Annotated in this window: 16 protein-coding genes and 1 pseudogene; 14 read left to right on the top strand and 3 right to left on the bottom strand. The window is 69.0% G+C overall.

What is annotated here, in order from left to right; genetic code table 11:
* Window positions 1–5 precede the first annotated feature (5 nt).
* Window positions 6–2,066: a potassium-transporting ATPase subunit KdpB gene (gene kdpB, locus ACIPRS_RS05950; protein WP_446537853.1), complete on the top strand. Its 2,061-nt coding sequence runs from the start codon at window positions 6–8 to the stop codon at window positions 2,064–2,066.
* A gap of 9 nt (window positions 2,067–2,075) precedes the next feature.
* On the top strand, window positions 2,076–2,666 hold the full coding sequence (kdpC, locus tag ACIPRS_RS05945) for a potassium-transporting ATPase subunit KdpC (RefSeq protein WP_446537852.1): 591 nt from the start codon (window positions 2,076–2,078) through the stop codon (window positions 2,664–2,666).
* A gap of 523 nt (window positions 2,667–3,189) precedes the next feature.
* On the opposite strand, the gene ACIPRS_RS05940 is transcribed toward kdpC, so the two are convergent.
* Window positions 3,190–3,579 carry a hypothetical protein gene (locus tag ACIPRS_RS05940; protein WP_337730685.1) on the bottom strand — a complete coding sequence of 130 codons (390 nt, stop codon included), beginning with the start codon at window positions 3,577–3,579 and terminating at the stop codon, window positions 3,190–3,192.
* A gap of 11 nt (window positions 3,580–3,590) precedes the next feature.
* On the opposite strand from ACIPRS_RS05940, the gene ACIPRS_RS05935 reads away from it, so the two are divergent.
* From ACIPRS_RS05935 to ACIPRS_RS05900, 8 genes are all read left to right on the top strand, one after another.
* Window positions 3,591–3,761 carry a hypothetical protein gene (locus tag ACIPRS_RS05935; RefSeq protein ID WP_446537851.1) on the top strand — a complete coding sequence of 57 codons (171 nt, stop codon included), beginning with the start codon at window positions 3,591–3,593 and terminating at the stop codon, window positions 3,759–3,761.
* 15 nt (window positions 3,762–3,776) lie between these two features.
* A complete protein-coding gene (locus ACIPRS_RS05930; protein WP_446537850.1) occupies window positions 3,777–6,428 on the top strand; it encodes an ATP-binding protein in 2,652 nt (883 codons plus the stop codon).
* Between the two features lie 17 nt (window positions 6,429–6,445).
* A complete protein-coding gene (locus ACIPRS_RS05925) occupies window positions 6,446–7,150 on the top strand; it encodes a response regulator (protein ID WP_446537849.1) in 705 nt (234 codons plus the stop codon).
* 31 nt (window positions 7,151–7,181) lie between these two features.
* Window positions 7,182–8,180, top strand: coding sequence for a tRNA dihydrouridine(20/20a) synthase DusA (gene dusA, locus ACIPRS_RS05920; RefSeq protein ID WP_446537848.1), 999 nt, complete (start codon window positions 7,182–7,184; stop codon window positions 8,178–8,180).
* Window positions 8,181–8,184: 4 nt separating this feature from the next.
* On the top strand, window positions 8,185–9,111 hold the full coding sequence (locus tag ACIPRS_RS05915; protein WP_446537847.1) for an arginine deiminase-related protein: 927 nt from the start codon (window positions 8,185–8,187) through the stop codon (window positions 9,109–9,111).
* Window positions 9,112–9,258: 147 nt separating this feature from the next.
* Window positions 9,259–9,654, top strand: a complete 396-nt coding sequence (locus ACIPRS_RS05910; RefSeq protein ID WP_446537846.1) for a PepSY domain-containing protein — start codon at window positions 9,259–9,261, stop codon at window positions 9,652–9,654.
* A gap of 77 nt (window positions 9,655–9,731) precedes the next feature.
* Window positions 9,732–10,418: a response regulator transcription factor gene (locus ACIPRS_RS05905; RefSeq protein ID WP_142123336.1), complete on the top strand. Its 687-nt coding sequence runs from the start codon at window positions 9,732–9,734 to the stop codon at window positions 10,416–10,418.
* Window positions 10,419–10,446: 28 nt separating this feature from the next.
* Window positions 10,447–11,898 carry an ATP-binding protein gene (locus ACIPRS_RS05900; RefSeq protein WP_446537845.1) on the top strand — a complete coding sequence of 484 codons (1,452 nt, stop codon included), beginning with the start codon at window positions 10,447–10,449 and terminating at the stop codon, window positions 11,896–11,898.
* 3 nt (window positions 11,899–11,901) lie between these two features.
* On the opposite strand, the pseudogene ACIPRS_RS05895 reads toward ACIPRS_RS05900, so the two are convergent.
* Together ACIPRS_RS05895 and ACIPRS_RS05890 are read right to left on the bottom strand one after the other, a co-directional pair.
* Window positions 11,902–12,709, bottom strand: a pseudogene (locus ACIPRS_RS05895) (M90 family metallopeptidase).
* The gene (locus tag ACIPRS_RS05890; protein ID WP_192200123.1) at window positions 12,676–12,996 is read right to left on the bottom strand and encodes a hypothetical protein; all 321 of its coding nucleotides are present in this window, start codon (window positions 12,994–12,996) and stop codon (window positions 12,676–12,678) included. The pseudogene ACIPRS_RS05895 and the gene ACIPRS_RS05890 overlap by 34 nt, the downstream one beginning before the upstream one ends.
* Before the next feature lie 198 nt (window positions 12,997–13,194).
* Here ACIPRS_RS05890 and ACIPRS_RS05885 point away from each other — a divergent pair, with 198 nt between their 5' ends.
* Genes ACIPRS_RS05885 through ACIPRS_RS05870 form a run of 4 tightly spaced genes read left to right on the top strand, consistent with a single transcriptional unit; the run spans window position 13,195 to window position 17,368 of the window.
* The gene (locus tag ACIPRS_RS05885; protein WP_446537844.1) at window positions 13,195–15,006 is read left to right on the top strand and encodes a DegV family protein; all 1,812 of its coding nucleotides are present in this window, start codon (window positions 13,195–13,197) and stop codon (window positions 15,004–15,006) included.
* A 30-nt stretch (window positions 15,007–15,036) separates the two neighbouring features.
* The gene (gene plsY, locus ACIPRS_RS05880) at window positions 15,037–15,663 is read left to right on the top strand and encodes a glycerol-3-phosphate 1-O-acyltransferase PlsY (protein WP_446537843.1); all 627 of its coding nucleotides are present in this window, start codon (window positions 15,037–15,039) and stop codon (window positions 15,661–15,663) included.
* On the top strand, window positions 15,660–16,625 hold the full coding sequence (gene birA / locus ACIPRS_RS05875) for a bifunctional biotin--[acetyl-CoA-carboxylase] ligase/biotin operon repressor BirA (protein ID WP_446537842.1): 966 nt from the start codon (window positions 15,660–15,662) through the stop codon (window positions 16,623–16,625). Before plsY ends, birA begins: the two co-directional genes overlap by 4 nt.
* Window positions 16,622–17,368, top strand: a complete 747-nt coding sequence (locus ACIPRS_RS05870) for a type III pantothenate kinase (RefSeq protein WP_446537841.1) — start codon at window positions 16,622–16,624, stop codon at window positions 17,366–17,368. The genes birA and ACIPRS_RS05870 overlap by 4 nt, the downstream gene beginning before the upstream one ends.
* Window positions 17,369–17,377 lie beyond the last annotated feature (9 nt).

Here is a 17,377-nt window from a genome sequence, read left to right as displayed (position 1 = left end):
CCTACATGAATCCTTCCTCCTCACGCTCTGCCGGCCGTGCGCCGGTCCTGCTCGACAGCGCGGGTTTCCGCGCCGCCGTGATCAGCTCCTTCGCCAAGCTTGCCCCACAGCATGCGTTCAAGAACCCGGTCATGGCCGTGGTCTGGCTGGGCACGGTGCTGACCGCCGGCCTCACGCTGGCCGGCACCACCGCGCCGGGCACCGGCTGGGCGGTGACCGCGTTGCTGTTTGTCACCGTGCTGTTCGCCAACTTCGCCGAAGCGGTCGCCGAGGCGCGCGGCCGCGGCCAGGCGGCGTCGTTGCGCCGCGCTCGCAAGGACCTCGTCGCGCGTCGCATCGACACGCCGCTGGGCGGTGCCGAGCGGCGCATTCCGGCGGCCGAACTGAGGCCCGGTGATTACGTCATTGTCTCTGCCGGCGAGCAGATCCCCGCCGACGGCGAGATCGTCAAGGGCCTGGCCACCATCAACGAGTCTGCCGTCACCGGCGAATCCGCGCCGGTGCTGCGCGAAGCCGGCACCGACCGCAGCGGCGTGATCGGCGGCACCAAGGTGCTGTCCGACGAGATCGTGGTGAAGATCACCGCCGAGCCCGGCCACAGCTTCCTCGACCGCATGATCGCGCTGGTCGAAGGCGCCAACCGGCAAAAGACGCCGAACGAGACCGCGCTCGGCCTGCTGCTGCTGACGATGACGCTGACCTTCCTGATCGTCGTGGTCTCGTTGCCCTTCATCGCCGGCTTCGTCGGCGCCAAGCTCGACCCGCTGCTGCTCGTCGCGCTGCTGGTCTGCCTCATCCCGACCACCATCGGCGGCCTGCTGCCGGCCATCGGCATCGCCGGCATGAACCGCGCGCTGGCCGCCAACGTGCTGGCCAAGTCCGGCAAAGCGGTGGAAGTAGCCGGCGACGTCGATGTGCTGCTGCTCGACAAGACCGGCACCATCACCCACGGCGATCGCCAGGCCACGCTGTTCCACCCGCTGGCCGGCATCGATCACGCGCAGCTGCGCGATGCCGCCATGCTGTCCTCGCTCGCCGACCCGACGCCGGAAGGCAAATCCATCGTGCGTCTGGCGCGCGAGCAGGGCGCCACGCTGGTGGAACCGGCGCAGGCGCAGTTCGTCGCCTTCACCGCGCAGACGCGCATGTCCGGCGTGGACCTGGCCGGTGACGGCCCCGGTCGCGCACGCCGCATCCGCAAGGGCGCCGCCGACGCCATCCTGCAGCACGTGCAGGCGTTGGGTGGCAGTGCGCCGGCCGAACTCACCGCGCGCGTCGAACAGGTCGCGCGCAATGGGGCCACCCCGCTGGTGGTCAGCGATGGCCAGCACGTGCTCGGCGTGGTGGAACTCTCCGACGTGGTCAAGCACGGCATCAAGGAGAAGTTCGCCCACATGCGGGCGATGGGCATCCGCACGGTGATGATCACCGGCGACAACCCGCTGACCGCCGCCGCCATCGCCGCCGAAGCCGGCGTGGACGACTACATCGCCGAAGCGCGTCCCGAGGACAAGCTGGCGCGCATCCGGCAGGAACAGGCCGGCGGCCGCCTGGTCGCCATGGTCGGCGACGGCACCAACGACGCGCCTGCGCTGGCGCAGGCCGACGTCGGCCTGGCGATGAACTCCGGCACGCAGGCGGCGAAGGAGGCGGGCAACATGGTCGACCTGGACTCCGACCCGGCCAAGCTGCTGGAGGTCGTGGAAGTCGGCAAGCAGCAGCTGATCACGCGTGGCGCGCTGACCACGTTCTCGCTGGCCAACGACGTGTCGAAATACTTCGCCATCCTGCCGGCGCTGTTCGCGGCCGCCATCCCTTCGATGAGCGCGCTCGACGTGATGCACCTGTCCAGCCCGACGAACGCGGTACTGGCTGCGCTGATCTTCAACGCCATCATCATTCCGCTGCTGATCCCCCTGGCGCTGCGCGGCGTGCGCTTCCGCCCGGCCGGCGCCACCGCGCTGCTGCGCCGGAACATGCTGGTCTACGGCGTCGGCGGCGTGCTGCTGCCGTTCGCCGCCATCAAGCTCATCGACCTGTTGCTGGCCGCCCTCACCGGCGCCTGAGGAATTGCCATGAATGCTGCTTCCACTCCTGCCCCTGCCCGCAGCGCGCTGCGCCCGTCACTCATGCTGGCCGCCGTTTCGCTGCTCGGCTTCGGCCTGTTGTATTCGCTGGCGGGCACCGGCCTGGGTCGCGTGCTGTTCCCGCACCAGGCCACCGGCAGTCTGGTCGAACGCGACGGTCGCGTGATCGGTTCGGCACTGGTCGCGCAACCGTTCGCCGACGACCGCTATTTCCAGTCGCGTCCTTCCGCGGCCGGGTACGATGTGATGGCGTTGGCCGGCAGCAACCAGGCGCGTACCAACCCGGACCTGCGCACGCGCATCGACGAGGCGCGCGCTGCCGTCGCCGCGCGCGAAGGCGTGGCGCCAGCCGACGTGCCCAGCGACCTGGTCACCCAGTCCGGCGGCGGCATCGACCCGCACCTGTCGCCGGCCGCGGTGCGCATCCAGATCGCCCGCGTTGCGCGTGCGCGCGGCATCAAGGCGGCGGAAGTCGAACGCCTCGTCGCCGCGCATACCGAGGCCCCGCAGTTCGGCGTCCTCGGCGCGCCGCGGATCAACGTGCTGGAGCTGAACCTGGCGATGGATGCGGAGAAGTAACTCCTCCTCGCCCCGCGCGCAGAGATGGAGGTAGGCAAGCGATGTGGATCGAACGTTCCCTCTCCCCGTAAACGGGGAGAAGGGTATTTCCTGGCGATGTGGAACAGCAGTGCCCCTCTCCCCGCCTGCGGGGAGAGGGTGCCGAAGGCGGGTGAGGAGCCGACGGAGCCGCAGTCGCTGGCATTGCAAGGCGGATCGAGTGTTGCGAAACAACGCGCACGCATGTGGAGATGTTGCGTGACCGGACAGTGCCCAGCCTCCGCTCGCCCCTCATCCGCCCGCTGGGCACCTTCTCCCCGTAAACGGGGAGAAGGGTGTTTCCTGGCGATGTGGAACGGCAGTACCCCTCTCCCCGCCTGCGGGGAGAGGGTGCCGAAGGCGGGTGAGGGGCGACGAAGCCGCTGCGGGTCACGGCTGCACAATGCCTTCGAAGCCGGCTTAGCCCGGATAAGGCCAGCGGCCGCATCCGGGGAACGGGGTGCCGACAGGTCGCGGTGCCCCGGGTGCGCTGCGCTTACCCGGGCTACGCGGCTCCCCACAGGCGGGGAGAAGGCATGGGTGTGCTCGCCATGCGCAAGGGTGATGCGACGAGGAGAATCTCCCCGCTTACGAGCTTCTTCGGCGAGACAACACAGGGAAAGACCTCGCATGCGAACCAGAAAAGTACGGCATCAAGCCAGATAGGTGAGGTGACGAAGCAGATTTCCTCGGCGCCAATGCTCAAAGGTTCGGCGACGAGGAAAATCTCCTCGCTCTCGAACCAGAAAGGCGCGGCATCGAGGCGGACAAGTGAGAAGACGAGGAAAAATTCTTCCCGCGCAACGCTTTCAGGTGAGCTGACAAGCAAAAAAGAATCCCGTACCCGAACCAGAAAGGTGCGACGCCGAGGCAGATAGCCGAGACGACGCAGCACGCATGGTCTACATGGAACAGAAAAGCCTTGCGGCCAAGGAAAATTGCCTTGAGGTCGAGGAACATTTCCTTGAAGGCGATTTCCCGGGGCCAAGGCGCGAGGGTCCTGATGTCGCGGGCGGCCCGTACGCCGCGACGGATGTCGCTCCTCCACCTGCGATTCCGTCGTCACGCAACAGTTGAGAGCACACTATGTCCATGACCGACCCACGCCACCGCCAGGCCGATGCCCTGATCGACCACCTGCAGCGCGAGCGGGGCGGGCGGCTGACGATCTTCCTGGGCGCGGCGCCCGGTGTGGGCAAGACGTACACCATGCTGTCCCGCGCCAGCGAACTGCGCCGGCAGGGCAGGGACGTGGTGGTGGGCATCGTGGAGACGCACGGGCGCGCGGAGACCGCCGCGCTGACCGAGGGGCTGGAGATCCTGCCGCGCAGGCGCGTGGCCTACCAGGGACGGTGGCTGGAAGAAATGGATCTGGATGCGCTGCTGGCACGGCGTCCGCAGATCGCGCTGGTGGACGAACTGGCCCACCGCAATGCGCCCGGCAGTCGCCACGAACGGCGCTGGCAGGACGTGATCGAACTGCTGGACGCCGGCATCGACGTGCACACCACGATCAACATCCAGCACTTGGAAAGTCTCAACGATGTCGTCCACCGGATCACCGGCGTGCGCGTCAGCGAGACGGTGCCGGATGCTGTGTTCGACCGCCTGCGCGATATCGTGCTGGTGGACCTGCCGCCCCGCGAGCTGATCGAACGCCTGCACCAGGGCAAGGTGTACCTGCCGGAACAGGCATCGCAGGCGCTGCAGGCGTTCTTCTCGCCGTCCAACCTGATCGCCCTGCGCGAACTGGCCATGCAGACGGCGGCCGACCGCGTGGACAGCGACCTGCGCGAGGAACAGACCGCGCGCGGCCTGCCCGGCATGCCGGTGCGGCGCCGCGTGCTGGTGGCCATCGACGGCATGGGCCAGTCCGACTATCTGGTGCGGGTGGCGCGACGGTTGGCCGAGCGGCGTGATGCGCCGTGGACCGTGGTGACGGTACAGGCGCGGCAAGCGCTGGATGAAGCCAGGCAATCGGAGATCGATCACGCCTTCGCGCTGGCCCGCAAGCTGGGAGCCGACACCGTACTGCTGCATGGCGCGAGCATCGCCGATACGTTGCTGGACCACGCCTCGCAGAGCGGCGTCTCCACCCTGGTACTGGGACGCACGCGCGAGCGGCCGGTGGCGCGCATGTTCAACCGCACCCTGACGCAACAGCTGCTGCAACGTGCGGCCCACTACGAGCTCGTCATCGTCAACACCCCCGAGGCGCGTGCGCGTGCACGGCGCAGCGGCCGGCCGGCGGGCGGACTGCTGGCGCGCCATGACCTGGCGTTCGCCGTCGTGGCCTCGATGCTCGCGGTGGCGGTGGGGTGGCTGGCCGAACGCTGGATCGGCATCGACGACCTGTCGATGGTGTTCATCGTGGCGGTGGTGCTGGTGGCTTCGCGCACGCGCATGGCTGCTGCGGTGGTGGCGGCGCTGCTGGGCTTCCTCGCGTACAACTTCTTCTTCATCGAACCCCGTTTCACCTTCCATATCGGCGCGCGCCAGGGCGTGACCACGGTGTTCCTGTTCCTGATCGCGGCGCTGGTGGCCGGCAGGCTGGCATCGCGGCTGCGCATGCAGGTGCTGGCACTGCGCGCGGCCAATGCACACGCCACCGCCCTGCAGGCACTGGGACGGCACCTGGCGGGCGCTGCCGACCTGGGGCAGGTGCTGGTGGCGGGGCGCAAGGCGCTGGAGGACGCGCTGGGCGTGGCGGCATGGTTGCGCGTTGACACCACCGTGACCGACGCAGGCGCCGCGCCGGACGCGGAGATCGATCGCAGCGCGGCGGACTGGGCGCAGAAGCATGGGCAGCCCACCGGCCGCTTCACCGACACGCTGGCCGGTGCGCACTGGTGGTTCCTGCCGCTGCGCAACGACCGCGGCACGTTGGGGGTGGCGGGCCTGCGCGTCCCGCAGGACACGCCGCGCTTGAACGTCGAGCAGCGGCGCCTGGCCGAAGCCATGGTGGACGACATCGGCCAGGCGGCGTTGCGCACGCGGCTGGTCGCCGACCTGGAAAGCGCGCGCGTCGGCAGCGAGACCGAGCGGTTGCGCTCCGCGCTGCTTTCCTCGGTGTCGCACGACCTGCGCTCGCCGCTGGCATCGATGATCGGCTCCGCCAGCAGCCTGGCGAGCTACTGGGGTGCGATGGGCGAGGAGGATCGACGCAGCCTGCTGGATACCATCCAGCATGAAGGCGAGCGCCTGGACCGTTACATCCAGAACCTGCTGGACATGACCCGGCTGGGCCACACCGGACTGACCCTCAACCGCGACTGGATTGGCGTGGACGAACTGATCGGTTCCGCGGTGGGACGGCTGCAGCGCTATCAACCGGAGGTCCGTGTCGTCACCACGGTGGCGGCCGACGTGCCACCGATCTGGGTGCATCCGGCGCTGGTGGAACAGGCCCTGTTCAACGTGCTGGAAAACGCGGCGAAGTTCTCGCCACCGCACGAGGCCGTGGAGGTGGATGCACGCCTGGTCGACGGCGCGCTGCGGATCGATGTGCGCGACCGCGGCCCGGGTATTCCCGAAGACGAGCGTGCGCGCATCTTCGACATGTTCTACAGCGTGGAGCGCGGCGACCGTGGTCGCCAGGGCACCGGACTGGGCCTGGCGATCTGCCAGGGCATGGTCGGCGCGCATGGTGGCAGCGTGGAAGCGCTGCCGGGCCGGGATGGGCGCGGCACCACGCTGCGGATTACCCTGCCCCTGCTGACCCCCGCGCCGCAGGCCGACCCGTGACCTCTACCGAATCCCCCGTGACCGTTTCCGCGCCGCCGGCACGCGTGCTGGTCATCGATGACGAGCCGCAGATCCGCCGGTTCCTCGACATCAGCCTGCGCGCGCAGGGTTACGTGGTGGCGCTGGCCGAGAGCGGGCATGCCGGACTGGCCGCCCTGGCCGCGCATGGCGCGGACCTGGTAGTGCTGGACATCGGCCTGCCGGACCTGGATGGTCACGAGGTATTGCGCGAACTGCGGCAATGGTCGCAGGTGCCGGTGATCATGTTGACCGTGCGCAGCGGGGAGGGTGAAAAGGTCGCCGCGCTGGATGGGGGGGCGAACGACTACGTCACCAAACCGTTCGGCGTGCAGGAACTGATGGCCCGCATCCGCAGCCTGCTACGGACACGCGTGGTCACGGCGGAGGCGGCGCTGCCGCGTTTCGACGACGGCCACCTGCACATAGACCTGGTCCGCCGCGAAGTGACGCTGGATGGCCAGCCGGTGGCGCTGACCCGCAAGGAGTTCGCCCTGCTGGCGCTGCTGCTGCAGCATGCCGGTCGCGTGGTGACGCAACCGCAGATCCTGCGCGACCTGTGGGGGCCCACCCACCAGCACGACACCCACTACCTGCGCATCCTGGTGGGCAAACTGCGCCAGAAGCTGCACGACGACGCTACCGCGCCGCGCTACATCGCTACCGAGCCGGGGGTGGGGTTGCGCTTCGTTCCCGCGCCCTGAGCCATCCGGGACCGCACGTTACAATGGCGGCATGACGTCGCCCCCCATTCCGCATGCCGCCCTGCGCCTGTCCGTCGCGCCGATGATGGACTGGACGGATACGCATTGCCGCGTGTTCCATCGCCTGCTTGCACCCGACGCGCGCCTGTACACCGAGATGGTGCACGCGCAGGCGGTGATCCATGGCGACCGCGATCGCTTGCTGGGATTCGATGCCGTCGAGCATCCGGTGGCGGTGCAGCTGGGTGGCAGCGAGCCGGCGCACCTGGCGCAGGCTGCGCGCATCGCGCAGGACTGGGGCTATGACGAGGTGAACCTCAACGTCGGCTGCCCGTCCGACCGTGTGCAGGCGGGTCGCTTCGGTGCGTGCCTGATGAAGGAGCCCACCCTGGTCGCCGACTGCGTGGCGGCGATGATCGCGGCGGTGGACATTCCCGTGACGGTGAAGTGCCGTCTTGGCGTGGACGAACAGGAGGACTACGGCCTGTTCCGTGCCTTCATCGACACGGTGGCGGACACCGGTTGCCGGGTCTTCTTCGTGCATGCGCGCAAGGCGTGGCTGCAGGGGCTTTCGCCGAAGGAAAACCGCGAGATCCCGCCGCTGCGCTACGACTGGGCGTACCGGCTCAAGCGCGAGCGCCCCGAACTGACGGTAGCGCTCAACGGCGGCATCACCACCACGGCGCAGGTGCATGAGCACCTGCAGCACAGCGATGGCGTGATGATCGGCCGCGCGGCGTACCACGAGCCCTACGTGCTGCACGAGATGCAGGCGGCGCTGTCCGGCGGCGGGACGACGTCGCGCATCGAGCTGCTGCGCGCATGGCGGCCGTATGTGGAGCAGCAGCTGGCGAAGGGCGTGGCCTTGAAGCACCTGACCCGCCACGTGCTGGGGCTGTTCCATGCACAGACCGGTGGAAGGGCGTTCCGCCAGATCCTGAGCGAAGGCGCGCACCGGCCGGGTGCGGACTGGTCGCTGGTGGAGCAGGCGATGGCGGCGACCACGCGCGAACTGCGCCCGGCGGCGTGAGCGCATGATCACGCGCGACATCGCCGCCTTGGCCGCGCACGTGCGAACGCTGGCGCCGGATGTCGGGCCGGCCACGGCGCGTGCGGCGTTCCTGGTGTCGCCGGACGGATTCATGCGCGCGGAACAGTCCGCGCAGGACAACCGCTATATGGCCGGCGCCGACGCGTTCGATGCCGGCGCCGCACTGCGCGAACACCATGCGCTGCATCGTGCGCTGTCGGAGGACGTGCCGGTGTTCTGCTTCCCCGGCTGCGAGGCGACGCCGGATGCGGTGTTCCCCAACAATGTGTTTGCCACCGCGCGGGTGGGTGGGGAGCCGCGACTGGTCATCGGCCGCATGCGCCATCCGGTGCGGCAGCGTGAAGCGGAACGGCCCGATATCCGGGGTTTCTTCCGAGACACGCTGGGATATGCGGAAGTCGATCTGTCGACCCAGCCGCATCCCTGCGAACTCACGGGGGCACTGGTCATCGACCGCGCCCGCGGCATCGGCTTCTGTGGGCTGTCCGAGCGCTGTGACGAGACCGGCGCGGCGCGCATGCACGAGGCGTTCGGCCTGCGCGCGACGTTGATGTTCGACCTCGCCGCTGGCGAGTACCACACCAACGTGCTGCTGGCGGTACTGGCCGGCCGTGCCGCCGTGGTCTGTCCCGACCGGTTGCTGGCGCCGGGCCTGGTGGATGCGCTGAGGGCGATCTACGGGCCGCACGTGGTGGTGCTGTCCGCTGCCGAACAGGCGGCGTTCGCCGGCAACGCGATCGCACTGACCGGTAACGCCGTCTGGATGAGCCGGCGTGCGAGCGCGTCGCTCAGCGGCGCCAGCCGCAGGCAGCTCGAAACCGGCGCGGGTTTCGCGGTCCGGAGCGTGGGGCTGGATGCCATCGAGGCGGGTGGCGGCTCGCTAAGGTGTTGTGTGGCCGAGGTTTTCTGATCGTTCATCTGTCTGAATGCGGGGCGCGACCCTGTGGATAAATTCAGAACGGATTCACCGCTGCGGGCCAAGACTTCGCTTCCAATCAAAAGAGGCGGTTTCGGGTTCCGTTCAGTTTCGCGATCCCAGTTCCGTTACGATTCCGTTATGCGCTTTCGTACCCCCACTCTGGCTGCCATCACCCTGGCGGTATTCGTCGCCCTAACGGGCACCCACGGGGTGCGCGCGCAGGACGAACGCGGCCGTGACGATCCGCCGCCAGCGCGCGAGCGCGGCGCATTGCGGGCGGAAAACATGGGGCACCGCTCGTCGATGTCCGATTCGGTACGCCGCGTGCGCAACGAAACCGGTGGACAGGTACTGAGCGTGGAGCGCATGCAGTACGAGGGACGCGAGATCAATCGCGTGAAGTATGTCGACGACCGCGGCCGGGTACGCACGATGGATGATGCGGGCACGTCCCGTCGCGGCATGGACGCACAGGTGCGGCCCCGGCGTGAGATGACGCAGCCTCCACGCGGTGATAACCCCCCGCGCCCGTAGTCTTACGTAGAATCACGGCTCATCACGAGCACGCCCGCGCGGTCACTGAAGCCGCGCCGCATTCCCAAGGAGAGTCCATGCGTATCCTGCTGGTCGAAGACGAAGCCCCCCTGCGTGAAACCCTCGCCGCGCGCCTGAAGCGCGAAGGCTTTGCGGTGGACGCGGCCCAGGACGGCGAGGAAGGCCTGTACATGGGTCGCGAGGTGCCGTTCGACGTGGGCATCATCGATCTCGGTCTGCCCAAGATGTCCGGCATGGAACTGATCAAGGCGCTGCGCGACGAAGGCAAGAAATTCCCGGTGCTGATCCTGACCGCGCGTTCCAGCTGGCAGGACAAGGTGGAAGGCCTGAAGCAGGGCGCCGACGACTACCTGGTCAAGCCTTTCCACGTGGAAGAGCTGCTGGCCCGCGTCAATGCGCTGCTGCGCCGCGCGGCCGGCTGGAGCAAGCCCACGCTGGAGTGTGGTCCGGTCGCACTGGACCTGGCCGCGCAGACGGTCAGCGTCAATGGCAGCAACGTCGACCTGACCAGTTACGAGTACAAGGTGCTCGAATACCTGATGATGCACGCGGGCGAACTGGTCTCGAAGGCCGACCTGACCGAGCACATCTACCAGCAGGATTTCGACCGCGACTCCAACGTACTGGAAGTCTTCATCGGTCGCCTGCGCAAGAAGCTGGACCCCGAAGGCGAGCTGAAGCCGATCGAGACCGTGCGCGGCCGCGGCTACCGCTTCGCCATCCCGCGTACCGGCGAAGGCTGATGGACCGCGCCGGCATCGCCAGCATTTGATGCCTGCGCTACCTTCCGGCGCCGTGCCGCCCGCCCACGTCGGTCGCGACCGGTTCGACGGCTGGCGTCCGCGCTCGTTGCGCGCGCGCCAGCTGCTCGCGGCCAGTCTCGCGCTGCTCGCCTTCCTCGCGCTCGCCGGTTACGCGCTGGATCGCGCGTTCGTCGACACCGCCGAGGACAACCTGCGCCAGCGGCTGAAGAGTTATGCCCTGTACTACACCGACAAGGTCGAGTTCGGTCGCAACGGCACGCTGATCCCGCCTTACAACACACCCGATCCCCGCTTCGACATGCCCGACAGCGGCATGTATGCGCAGGTGGTGCTGCAGAACGTGCCGCCCTGGGGCTCCAACTCGACGCTGGGCCCGGAACTGCCGGTGCCCAGGCGACTGGGCGCGCTGGAAGAGACGTTCGAGGGTCCGCTGCCGATACGCCGCGCCGACGGGAGTGAGGGCGAGGCTTATCGCTACGGCGTTGGCTATGCCTGGCCGGCAACCCACCAGCACGCCGAGATTCCCTACAGCATCTACATCCTGGAGGACGCGCAGGCGCTGAGCACGCAGATCCGCGTGTTCCGGGGCTCGCTGTGGGTCTATCTGGGCGGTGCCGGCGTGATCCTGCTGCTGCTGCAGATGCTGGTGCTGCGCTGGAGCCTGCGTCCGTTGCGGCGGGTGATCTTCGAACTCAGCCGCGTGCAGCGGGGTGAGCTGTCGGGCATGACGGAGAGCCATCCGCGCGAACTCGAGCCGCTGACCGACAGCATCAATGCCTTCATCGAAAGCGAGCGCGAGAACCTGGAGCGTCAGCGCAACACGCTGGCCGATCTGGCGCACAGCCTGAAAACGCCCATCGCGGTATTGCGCACGCAGCTCGACGACAACGGCGATCCGCAGTCGCTGCGCGAGGAACTGGACGTGCAGCTCAAGCGCATGAACAACCTCGTGTCCTACCAGCTTGCGCGTGCGGCTTCGAGCGGGCACAAGCTGTTCTCGGCCGCCATCGCCATCGAGCCCAACGCCGAAGAGATCGTGCGGGGACTGGAAAAGGTCTACGCATCGAAGGGCGTCATCTGCGAATTCGAGATCGATCCGCGCGCGCGCTTTCATGGCGAGACGGGCGACCTGCAGGAATTGATGGGCAACCTGCTTGAGAACGCGTTCAAGTGGGCGCGTTCGCGCGTGCTGCTGACGGTGAAGGTGGGAGCGACCGCACCGCAGCGCAGGCCCGGACTGTTCCTGGCCGTGGATGACGATGGCCCGGGCATCGCCGAGGAGGACGTGTCCAAGGTGCTGCAGCGGGGCGTGCGCGGCGATGAGCGCGTGCAGGGGCACGGTATCGGGCTGTCGATCGTGCAGGACCTGATCCGCGACTATCGCGGCGAACTGCAGGTGCTGCGCTCGGAGGAACTGGGCGGCGCGCGCTTCGAGGTGCGGTTGCCGCCGGGCCTGTAACCGTTACGTCGTCGCGAACGGCGATGGACCGTAGAATCGCCGCAAGTGCCCGCACACCTCCGGCATCGCGTCGGCCAGCACGTCCGGCGCGGAGAAGTGGTATTCGGTGACGACGGCGAAAAACTCTTCCGGTGCCTCGGCGGCATACGGGTCGATCACGGTCTCGCGACCCAGGTCGACCTGCGTGCAGAAGTCGTCGTACGCGCGCTGGAAGTCGCGCGCCCAGCGGCCATGCCACTCGCCCGGCAGGGGCGGTGTGCCGTCCAGTTCGCCATCCAGCGCATCCAGCTTGTGCGCCATCTCGTGCACGGCGACGCAGAAGCCGGCATCGGGTTCGGCCAGATCGGCTTGCACGTCGGCCCATGACAGGATCAGCGGACCCTGGTCCCAGGCTTCGCCGGCCAGGTCGTCTTCCCACTCGTGCAATACGCCGGCCGCATCGGTATGCGTGCGTTGCACGCGGAACGCGTCCGGATAGACGATCAGCTGCGACCAGCCGCGCAAGCCGCTTTCGCCGAACTCCAGGAGTGGCAGGCAGCACAGCGCCGCCAGTTGCACGCGTTGCGCATCGTCCAGGCTCAGGCCGGCGAGCGGCGTGATGGTCTTCTGGTGCAGGAAGCGAGCCGCCAGCCCGCGCAGCCTGTCCGAACGCACGTCATCCAGTGCCGACACCCAAGGGGTGTCCGTAGTTACGGTCCGCCAGAGTTCGTCCTGGATGGACGGGGAGGGGCGCCGCAGGCGGCGCAACAGTCCAATCACCGGGTGATGCCGTCCGCGTCAGCGGAACATGCCCGGCAGGAAACTGTGCCACTTGGAGCCGCGGCTGCGTGGCAACGGGGTGTCGTCGTCGTCGCCGCCACCCCGCGAGGTGGAGGGCGTCAATGCGGCGGGTGCGGCGTACTTGCTGCGCACGGCGGTGGCGCGCGCACGGCGTGCGTCCGGAGTGGTCGGCACGGCATCACCCGGGCGGTCGGCGACGGCGCGGTCCGCGACGTCCTGGCAGGTGGTGGCATTGCCGTTGGCGATGCTGCGCCCGTTCTGGGCGAGTACCGCCGCAGAGGCGCCGAGAAGCAGCAGGGCAAGGCTGGCGCGTAACATCGGAGAGACTCCTGTCGGTCGGGGTACAGCGGCCAGATGACGCCGCCGACTATAGCGGGAATGGCCCGGCGCGGCATGAATGCGGCGGGCCTTGCGACGAAACGCCCCTGCGCGGCGATGGATCGAGGAAAACCGGCCGCGGCCTGTTGCGTCGCAACAGGGGTAGTGAGGGGCTTGCGTCAGACTGCGGCGATGTCCGTGCCCGACGCCCGCCCGCTGACCGCCCCCGCCCTGCGCCTGGCACTGATTGCCGGAGCGCGCCGGGTCATCGCCGCGCGGGATGGATTGAACCGCATCAATGTGTTCCCAGTTGCCGACGGCGATACCGGCAACAATCTCGCATCGACGCTCGGCAGCGTGCTGCATGGCGCGCTCAGCCAGCCCAGCCAGCATGTCGGCGATCTGCTGAGCCGCGTAGGCAACGACGCGATCGATGGCGCGCGCGGCAATTCCGGCGCCATCCTCGCGCAGTTCCTGCATGGCGTGGCCGAGCGCGTGCGCAACCTGCCGGAACTGGACGCCCGTTCGCTGGCCGCAGCCGTCCGTCAGGGCGCGCAGAGCGCACGCCAGGCCCTGGCGCAGCCGGTGGAAGGGACGATCCTGAGCGTGATTGCCGCATTCGCCGAGGAACTGGATGCCGCAGCGGGGGAGGGCAACCAGGCCGACGCACGCAGTGGCTTCGTCCGCGCGCTCGTCCGTGCGCGTCGCGCACTCGCCGACACGCCGCGCCAGATGGCCTTGCTGCAGCGTGCCGGCGTGGTCGATGCCGGCGCGCAGGGGTTTGTCGACCTGCTGGAAGGCATCGCCGAGTTCGTCGAAGGCGGACCACGGGCGGTGCGCGTGCGCGCCAGCGCGCCGGGTGCAGCCAACGATGCCGCCGGTCCGACGGTCCACGACCATGCCATCGACCCGACGCGCCGCTGGTGTACCGAATGCCTGCTGCTGGGCGAGGCGCTGGACCGCGATCGCCTGCGTGCCGCGCTGGAGGCCGGCGGTGCGGATTCCATCGTCATCGCCGGTGGCGCGTCCCGCCTGCGCGTGCACGCACACACCGGATCGCCGCAGGCGCTTTTCGATGCGTGCGCGGTGCAGGGCCACGTCGAAGGCATGAAGGCGGACGACATGATCCGCCAGCAGGCGGTGGCTGCCGCCACGCAATCGCTGGTGGTGGTCACCGACAGTGCCGCCGACCTGCCGGACGACATTGCCGAGCGCCATGCCATCGGCGTGGTGCCCGCACGGGTGGACCTGGATGGCCGCGACTACCTGGACAAGGTGGGCCTGTCGACGGGCGAGTTCTACCGGCGCATGGCGGTCTCGCGCCAGTTGCCGCGCACCAGCCAGCCGCCGCCGGGCGACTTCCGCCGGCAGTTCGAGCTGTCGCTGGCCCACCATGCGCGGGTGCTCTATGTCGGCCTGTCGCGGGCGCTGTCGGGCACGCTGCAGTCGGGCGAGCATGCCGCCGCGCGTGATCCCTCCGGACGTGTAAGGGTGTTCGATACGGTCAACGCCGCCTGTGGCCAGGCGCTGCTTGTGTGGCGTGCCGCCGAACTCGCGGCGGAAGGCCGCAGTGAAACGGACGTGGTGGCCGAGCTGGAGCGCCTGCGCCCGCTGACGCGGATGTGGGCCATCGCGCCCGACATCTCCCATGCCGTGCGCGGCGGTCGCATACCGCGCTGGGCCGCGCCCATCGCGCGGCTGAGCGCGTTGACCCCGATGGCGAAGATGAGCGCGGATGGCCGCATGACGGTCGCCGGCATCCTGCTGACGCGCGCGCATGCGCCGGAAGCCTTCGCGCGGCGGGTCGCACGCCAGCTGGAATCCGGGCCGCGCTGGCGGGTGATCGTGGGGCACTGCGATGCGCGTCCGCAGGGCGAGCGATTGCTCGCCGCGCTGCGCGCGCGGCTGACGATCAGCGAGGACCGGCTGGTCGAAACCGGGGCGGCCATCGGCGCGCATGCCGGCCAGGGCGCCCTGATCGTGGCCGTACAGCCGGCACCTGATGCCTGAGCGGGGAGGGGCGTGGCCCATAATGGCGCCATGCTGATCGTCTGCACCTTGTTGCTGCTCGCCTACCTGCTCGGTTCCGTGTCGGGCAGCCTCACGCTGGGCCGGCTGCGGGGCGTGGACATCCGCACGCAGGGCAGTGGAAACGCGGGCGGCACCAACGCCTTCCGCACGCAGGGGGCGAAGTTCGCACTCGGTGTAGTGCTGGTGGACATCGGCAAGGGTGCGCTGGCCGCATGGCTGGCACTGCGTTTCGCGCCGATGGAGGGCCCTCTGTCGCCACGCGCGCTGGGTTTTCTGGCGACGCTGGCTGCGGCGTCGGGGCATGTGTGGCCGATCTGGCACGGGTTCCGCGGCGGCAAGGGCGTGGGCACCCTGCTGGGGGGCGTCGCCGTGCTCTGGCCGTTGGCGTTGCTGCCGCTGTTCCTGGTCTGGCTGGGCGTCCTGGTCGCGACCGGTTACGTGGGGCTGGCGTCGATCATCGCCACCGCGTGCCTCGTGCCACTGGCATGGTGGATGCACGCGGACCGTCCCGCGCAGATGTTCGCCGCCGCCGCCGCGGCGCTGGTGCTTTTCACCCATCGCGCCAACATGCAGCGATTGCGTGCCGGCACCGAGTCGCGCTTCGAACGCGCGCGCGTCTGGCGCCGCCGCGCATGACCGGCGAACGCGAACTGCTGCAGCGCCTGATCGAAGGCCCCGTTTCCGGCGACCTGCTCGCCCGCGACGCCAACGTCACCCGCGCCGCCATGTGGAAGCGGATCGAAGCACTGCGTGCGGGTGGTCTGCGGATCGACGCGCAGCCCGGCCGCGGATACTCGCTGGAAGCACCGGTCGAATTACTGGACGCGGACCTGATCCGCGCCCCGTTGCGGGCCGCCGCCGCGCAGCTGGCATCGCTGGAGGTGGCATGGTCGCTGGATTCGACGAACAGCGAGTTGCTCCGCCGCAAGGCGCCCGAGCATGGGGCTGCGGTGTTGCTGGCGGAACAGCAGACCGGCGGGCGTGGCCGGCGTGGACGGCAGTGGGCGTCCCCGATTGCGGCGAATCTGTATCTGTCGCTGTCGCGCCAGTTCTCCGGCGGGCTCGCGCGCCTCGGCGGCCTGAGCCTCGTGGTCGGCGTGGCCGCCGCGGAAGCCCTGCAGCAGGCCGGCTATGCCCCGGTCGGCGTGAAGTGGCCCAACGATCTGCTGGCGCACGGGCGGAAGCTGGGCGGCATCCTGGTGGAGGGCGGCGGCGAGCATGGTGGCCCGGTGCGCGCGGTGATCGGGATCGGTGTGAACGTGCACATGCCGGCGACTGCGGCGACGGCGATCAGCCAGGCATGGACGGACCTGGCCACGCTGGGCGGTGGTCAACCTTCGCGGAACAGGATCGCGTCCCACCTGCTGGATACCTTGTTGCCCGCGCTCGAACAGTTCGATCGCGAAGGCTTGTCGCCGTTCCTTGCGAGATACGCTGCACTGGACGTGCTGATGGGCCGCGAGGTCGTCGTGCATGGTCCGCAGGGTGACGAGCATGGCGTGGCCGAAGGCATCGGTGATGACGGTGCGTTGCGGGTGCGCGTGGGCGAGGTGCAACGACAGGTGCATGCCGGAGACGTCAGCGTGAGGGCGACATGACGCAGTGGGTATTCGATCTGGGCAATTCGCGCGTGAAAGGCGCACCGTTGAGGGCGGACGGGACATTGGGCGAGGTGCTGGCGACCGGATACGACGGTGAGTTCATCGCCGTGCTGGAGGCTGCCGTTCCGGCGATCGACATGCAGGGATCGTCCGCCGTGCTCGCCAGCGTTGCATCACCTGCACGTACCGCTGCGGTGGTGGACTGGTTGACCACCCGTTTCGGGTGCATCTCGATCGCGCGTACGCAGCCGGCGCTGGCCGGTGTGCGCATTGCCTATGCCGACCCCGGACGGCTTGGCGTGGATCGCTTCCTGGCCTTGCTGGCGGCCTGCGCGCGCGCCGCGCGGCCGTGGCTGCTGGTGGGCATAGGCACGGCGGTGACCGTCGATCTGCTGGATGCGGACGGGCGGCATCGCGGCGGACGCATAGCGCCCTCGCCCCGCCTGATGCGTGAAGCACTCCAGCAAGCGGCCGCGCAGTTGCCATCGCAAGGCGGCGGGTACGTCGAGTTCGCCACCGACACCCTCGATGCGCTGGCATCCGGTTGTGGCGGCGCCGCCCTGGGATTGATCGAGCGCAGCCTGCAACACGCCCATGATCTCCTGGGCGAGCGCCCTGCCTTGCTGCTGCATGGCGGGGGTGCGGCCGAGCTGGCGCCCGCGCTGCGCGATGGCGAACTGGCGCCAGCGCTGGTGCTCGAAGGACTGGCTGCGTGGGCGCGGCTCGGTACCGCCGCCTGAGCACCGCTA

Source organism: Pseudoxanthomonas sp. LARHCG66, assembly GCF_052871755.1.
This window is presented reverse-complemented; position numbering and strand designations above follow the sequence as displayed.

Coding starts and splice junctions, on each gene's coding strand:
- ACIPRS_RS05910 (WP_446537846.1), top strand. CDS start 9,259: ATGCGCTTTCGTACCCCCACTCTGGCTGCCATCACCCTGGCGGTATTC.
- plsY (WP_446537843.1), top strand. CDS start 15,037: ATGCTGATCGTCTGCACCTTGTTGCTGCTCGCCTACCTGCTCGGTTCC.
- kdpC (WP_446537852.1), top strand. CDS start 2,076: ATGAATGCTGCTTCCACTCCTGCCCCTGCCCGCAGCGCGCTGCGCCCG.
- ACIPRS_RS05900 (WP_446537845.1), top strand. CDS start 10,447: ATGCCTGCGCTACCTTCCGGCGCCGTGCCGCCCGCCCACGTCGGTCGC.
- kdpB (WP_446537853.1), top strand. CDS start 6: ATGAATCCTTCCTCCTCACGCTCTGCCGGCCGTGCGCCGGTCCTGCTC.
- ACIPRS_RS05905 (WP_142123336.1), top strand. CDS start 9,732: ATGCGTATCCTGCTGGTCGAAGACGAAGCCCCCCTGCGTGAAACCCTC.
- ACIPRS_RS05930 (WP_446537850.1), top strand. CDS start 3,777: ATGACCGACCCACGCCACCGCCAGGCCGATGCCCTGATCGACCACCTG.
- dusA (WP_446537848.1), top strand. CDS start 7,182: ATGACGTCGCCCCCCATTCCGCATGCCGCCCTGCGCCTGTCCGTCGCG.
- ACIPRS_RS05870 (WP_446537841.1), top strand. CDS start 16,622: ATGACGCAGTGGGTATTCGATCTGGGCAATTCGCGCGTGAAAGGCGCA.
- ACIPRS_RS05935 (WP_446537851.1), top strand. CDS start 3,591: ATGGAACAGAAAAGCCTTGCGGCCAAGGAAAATTGCCTTGAGGTCGAG.
- ACIPRS_RS05890 (WP_192200123.1), bottom strand. CDS start 12,996: ATGTTACGCGCCAGCCTTGCCCTGCTGCTTCTCGGCGCCTCTGCGGCG.
- birA (WP_446537842.1), top strand. CDS start 15,660: ATGACCGGCGAACGCGAACTGCTGCAGCGCCTGATCGAAGGCCCCGTT.
- ACIPRS_RS05915 (WP_446537847.1), top strand. CDS start 8,185: ATGATCACGCGCGACATCGCCGCCTTGGCCGCGCACGTGCGAACGCTG.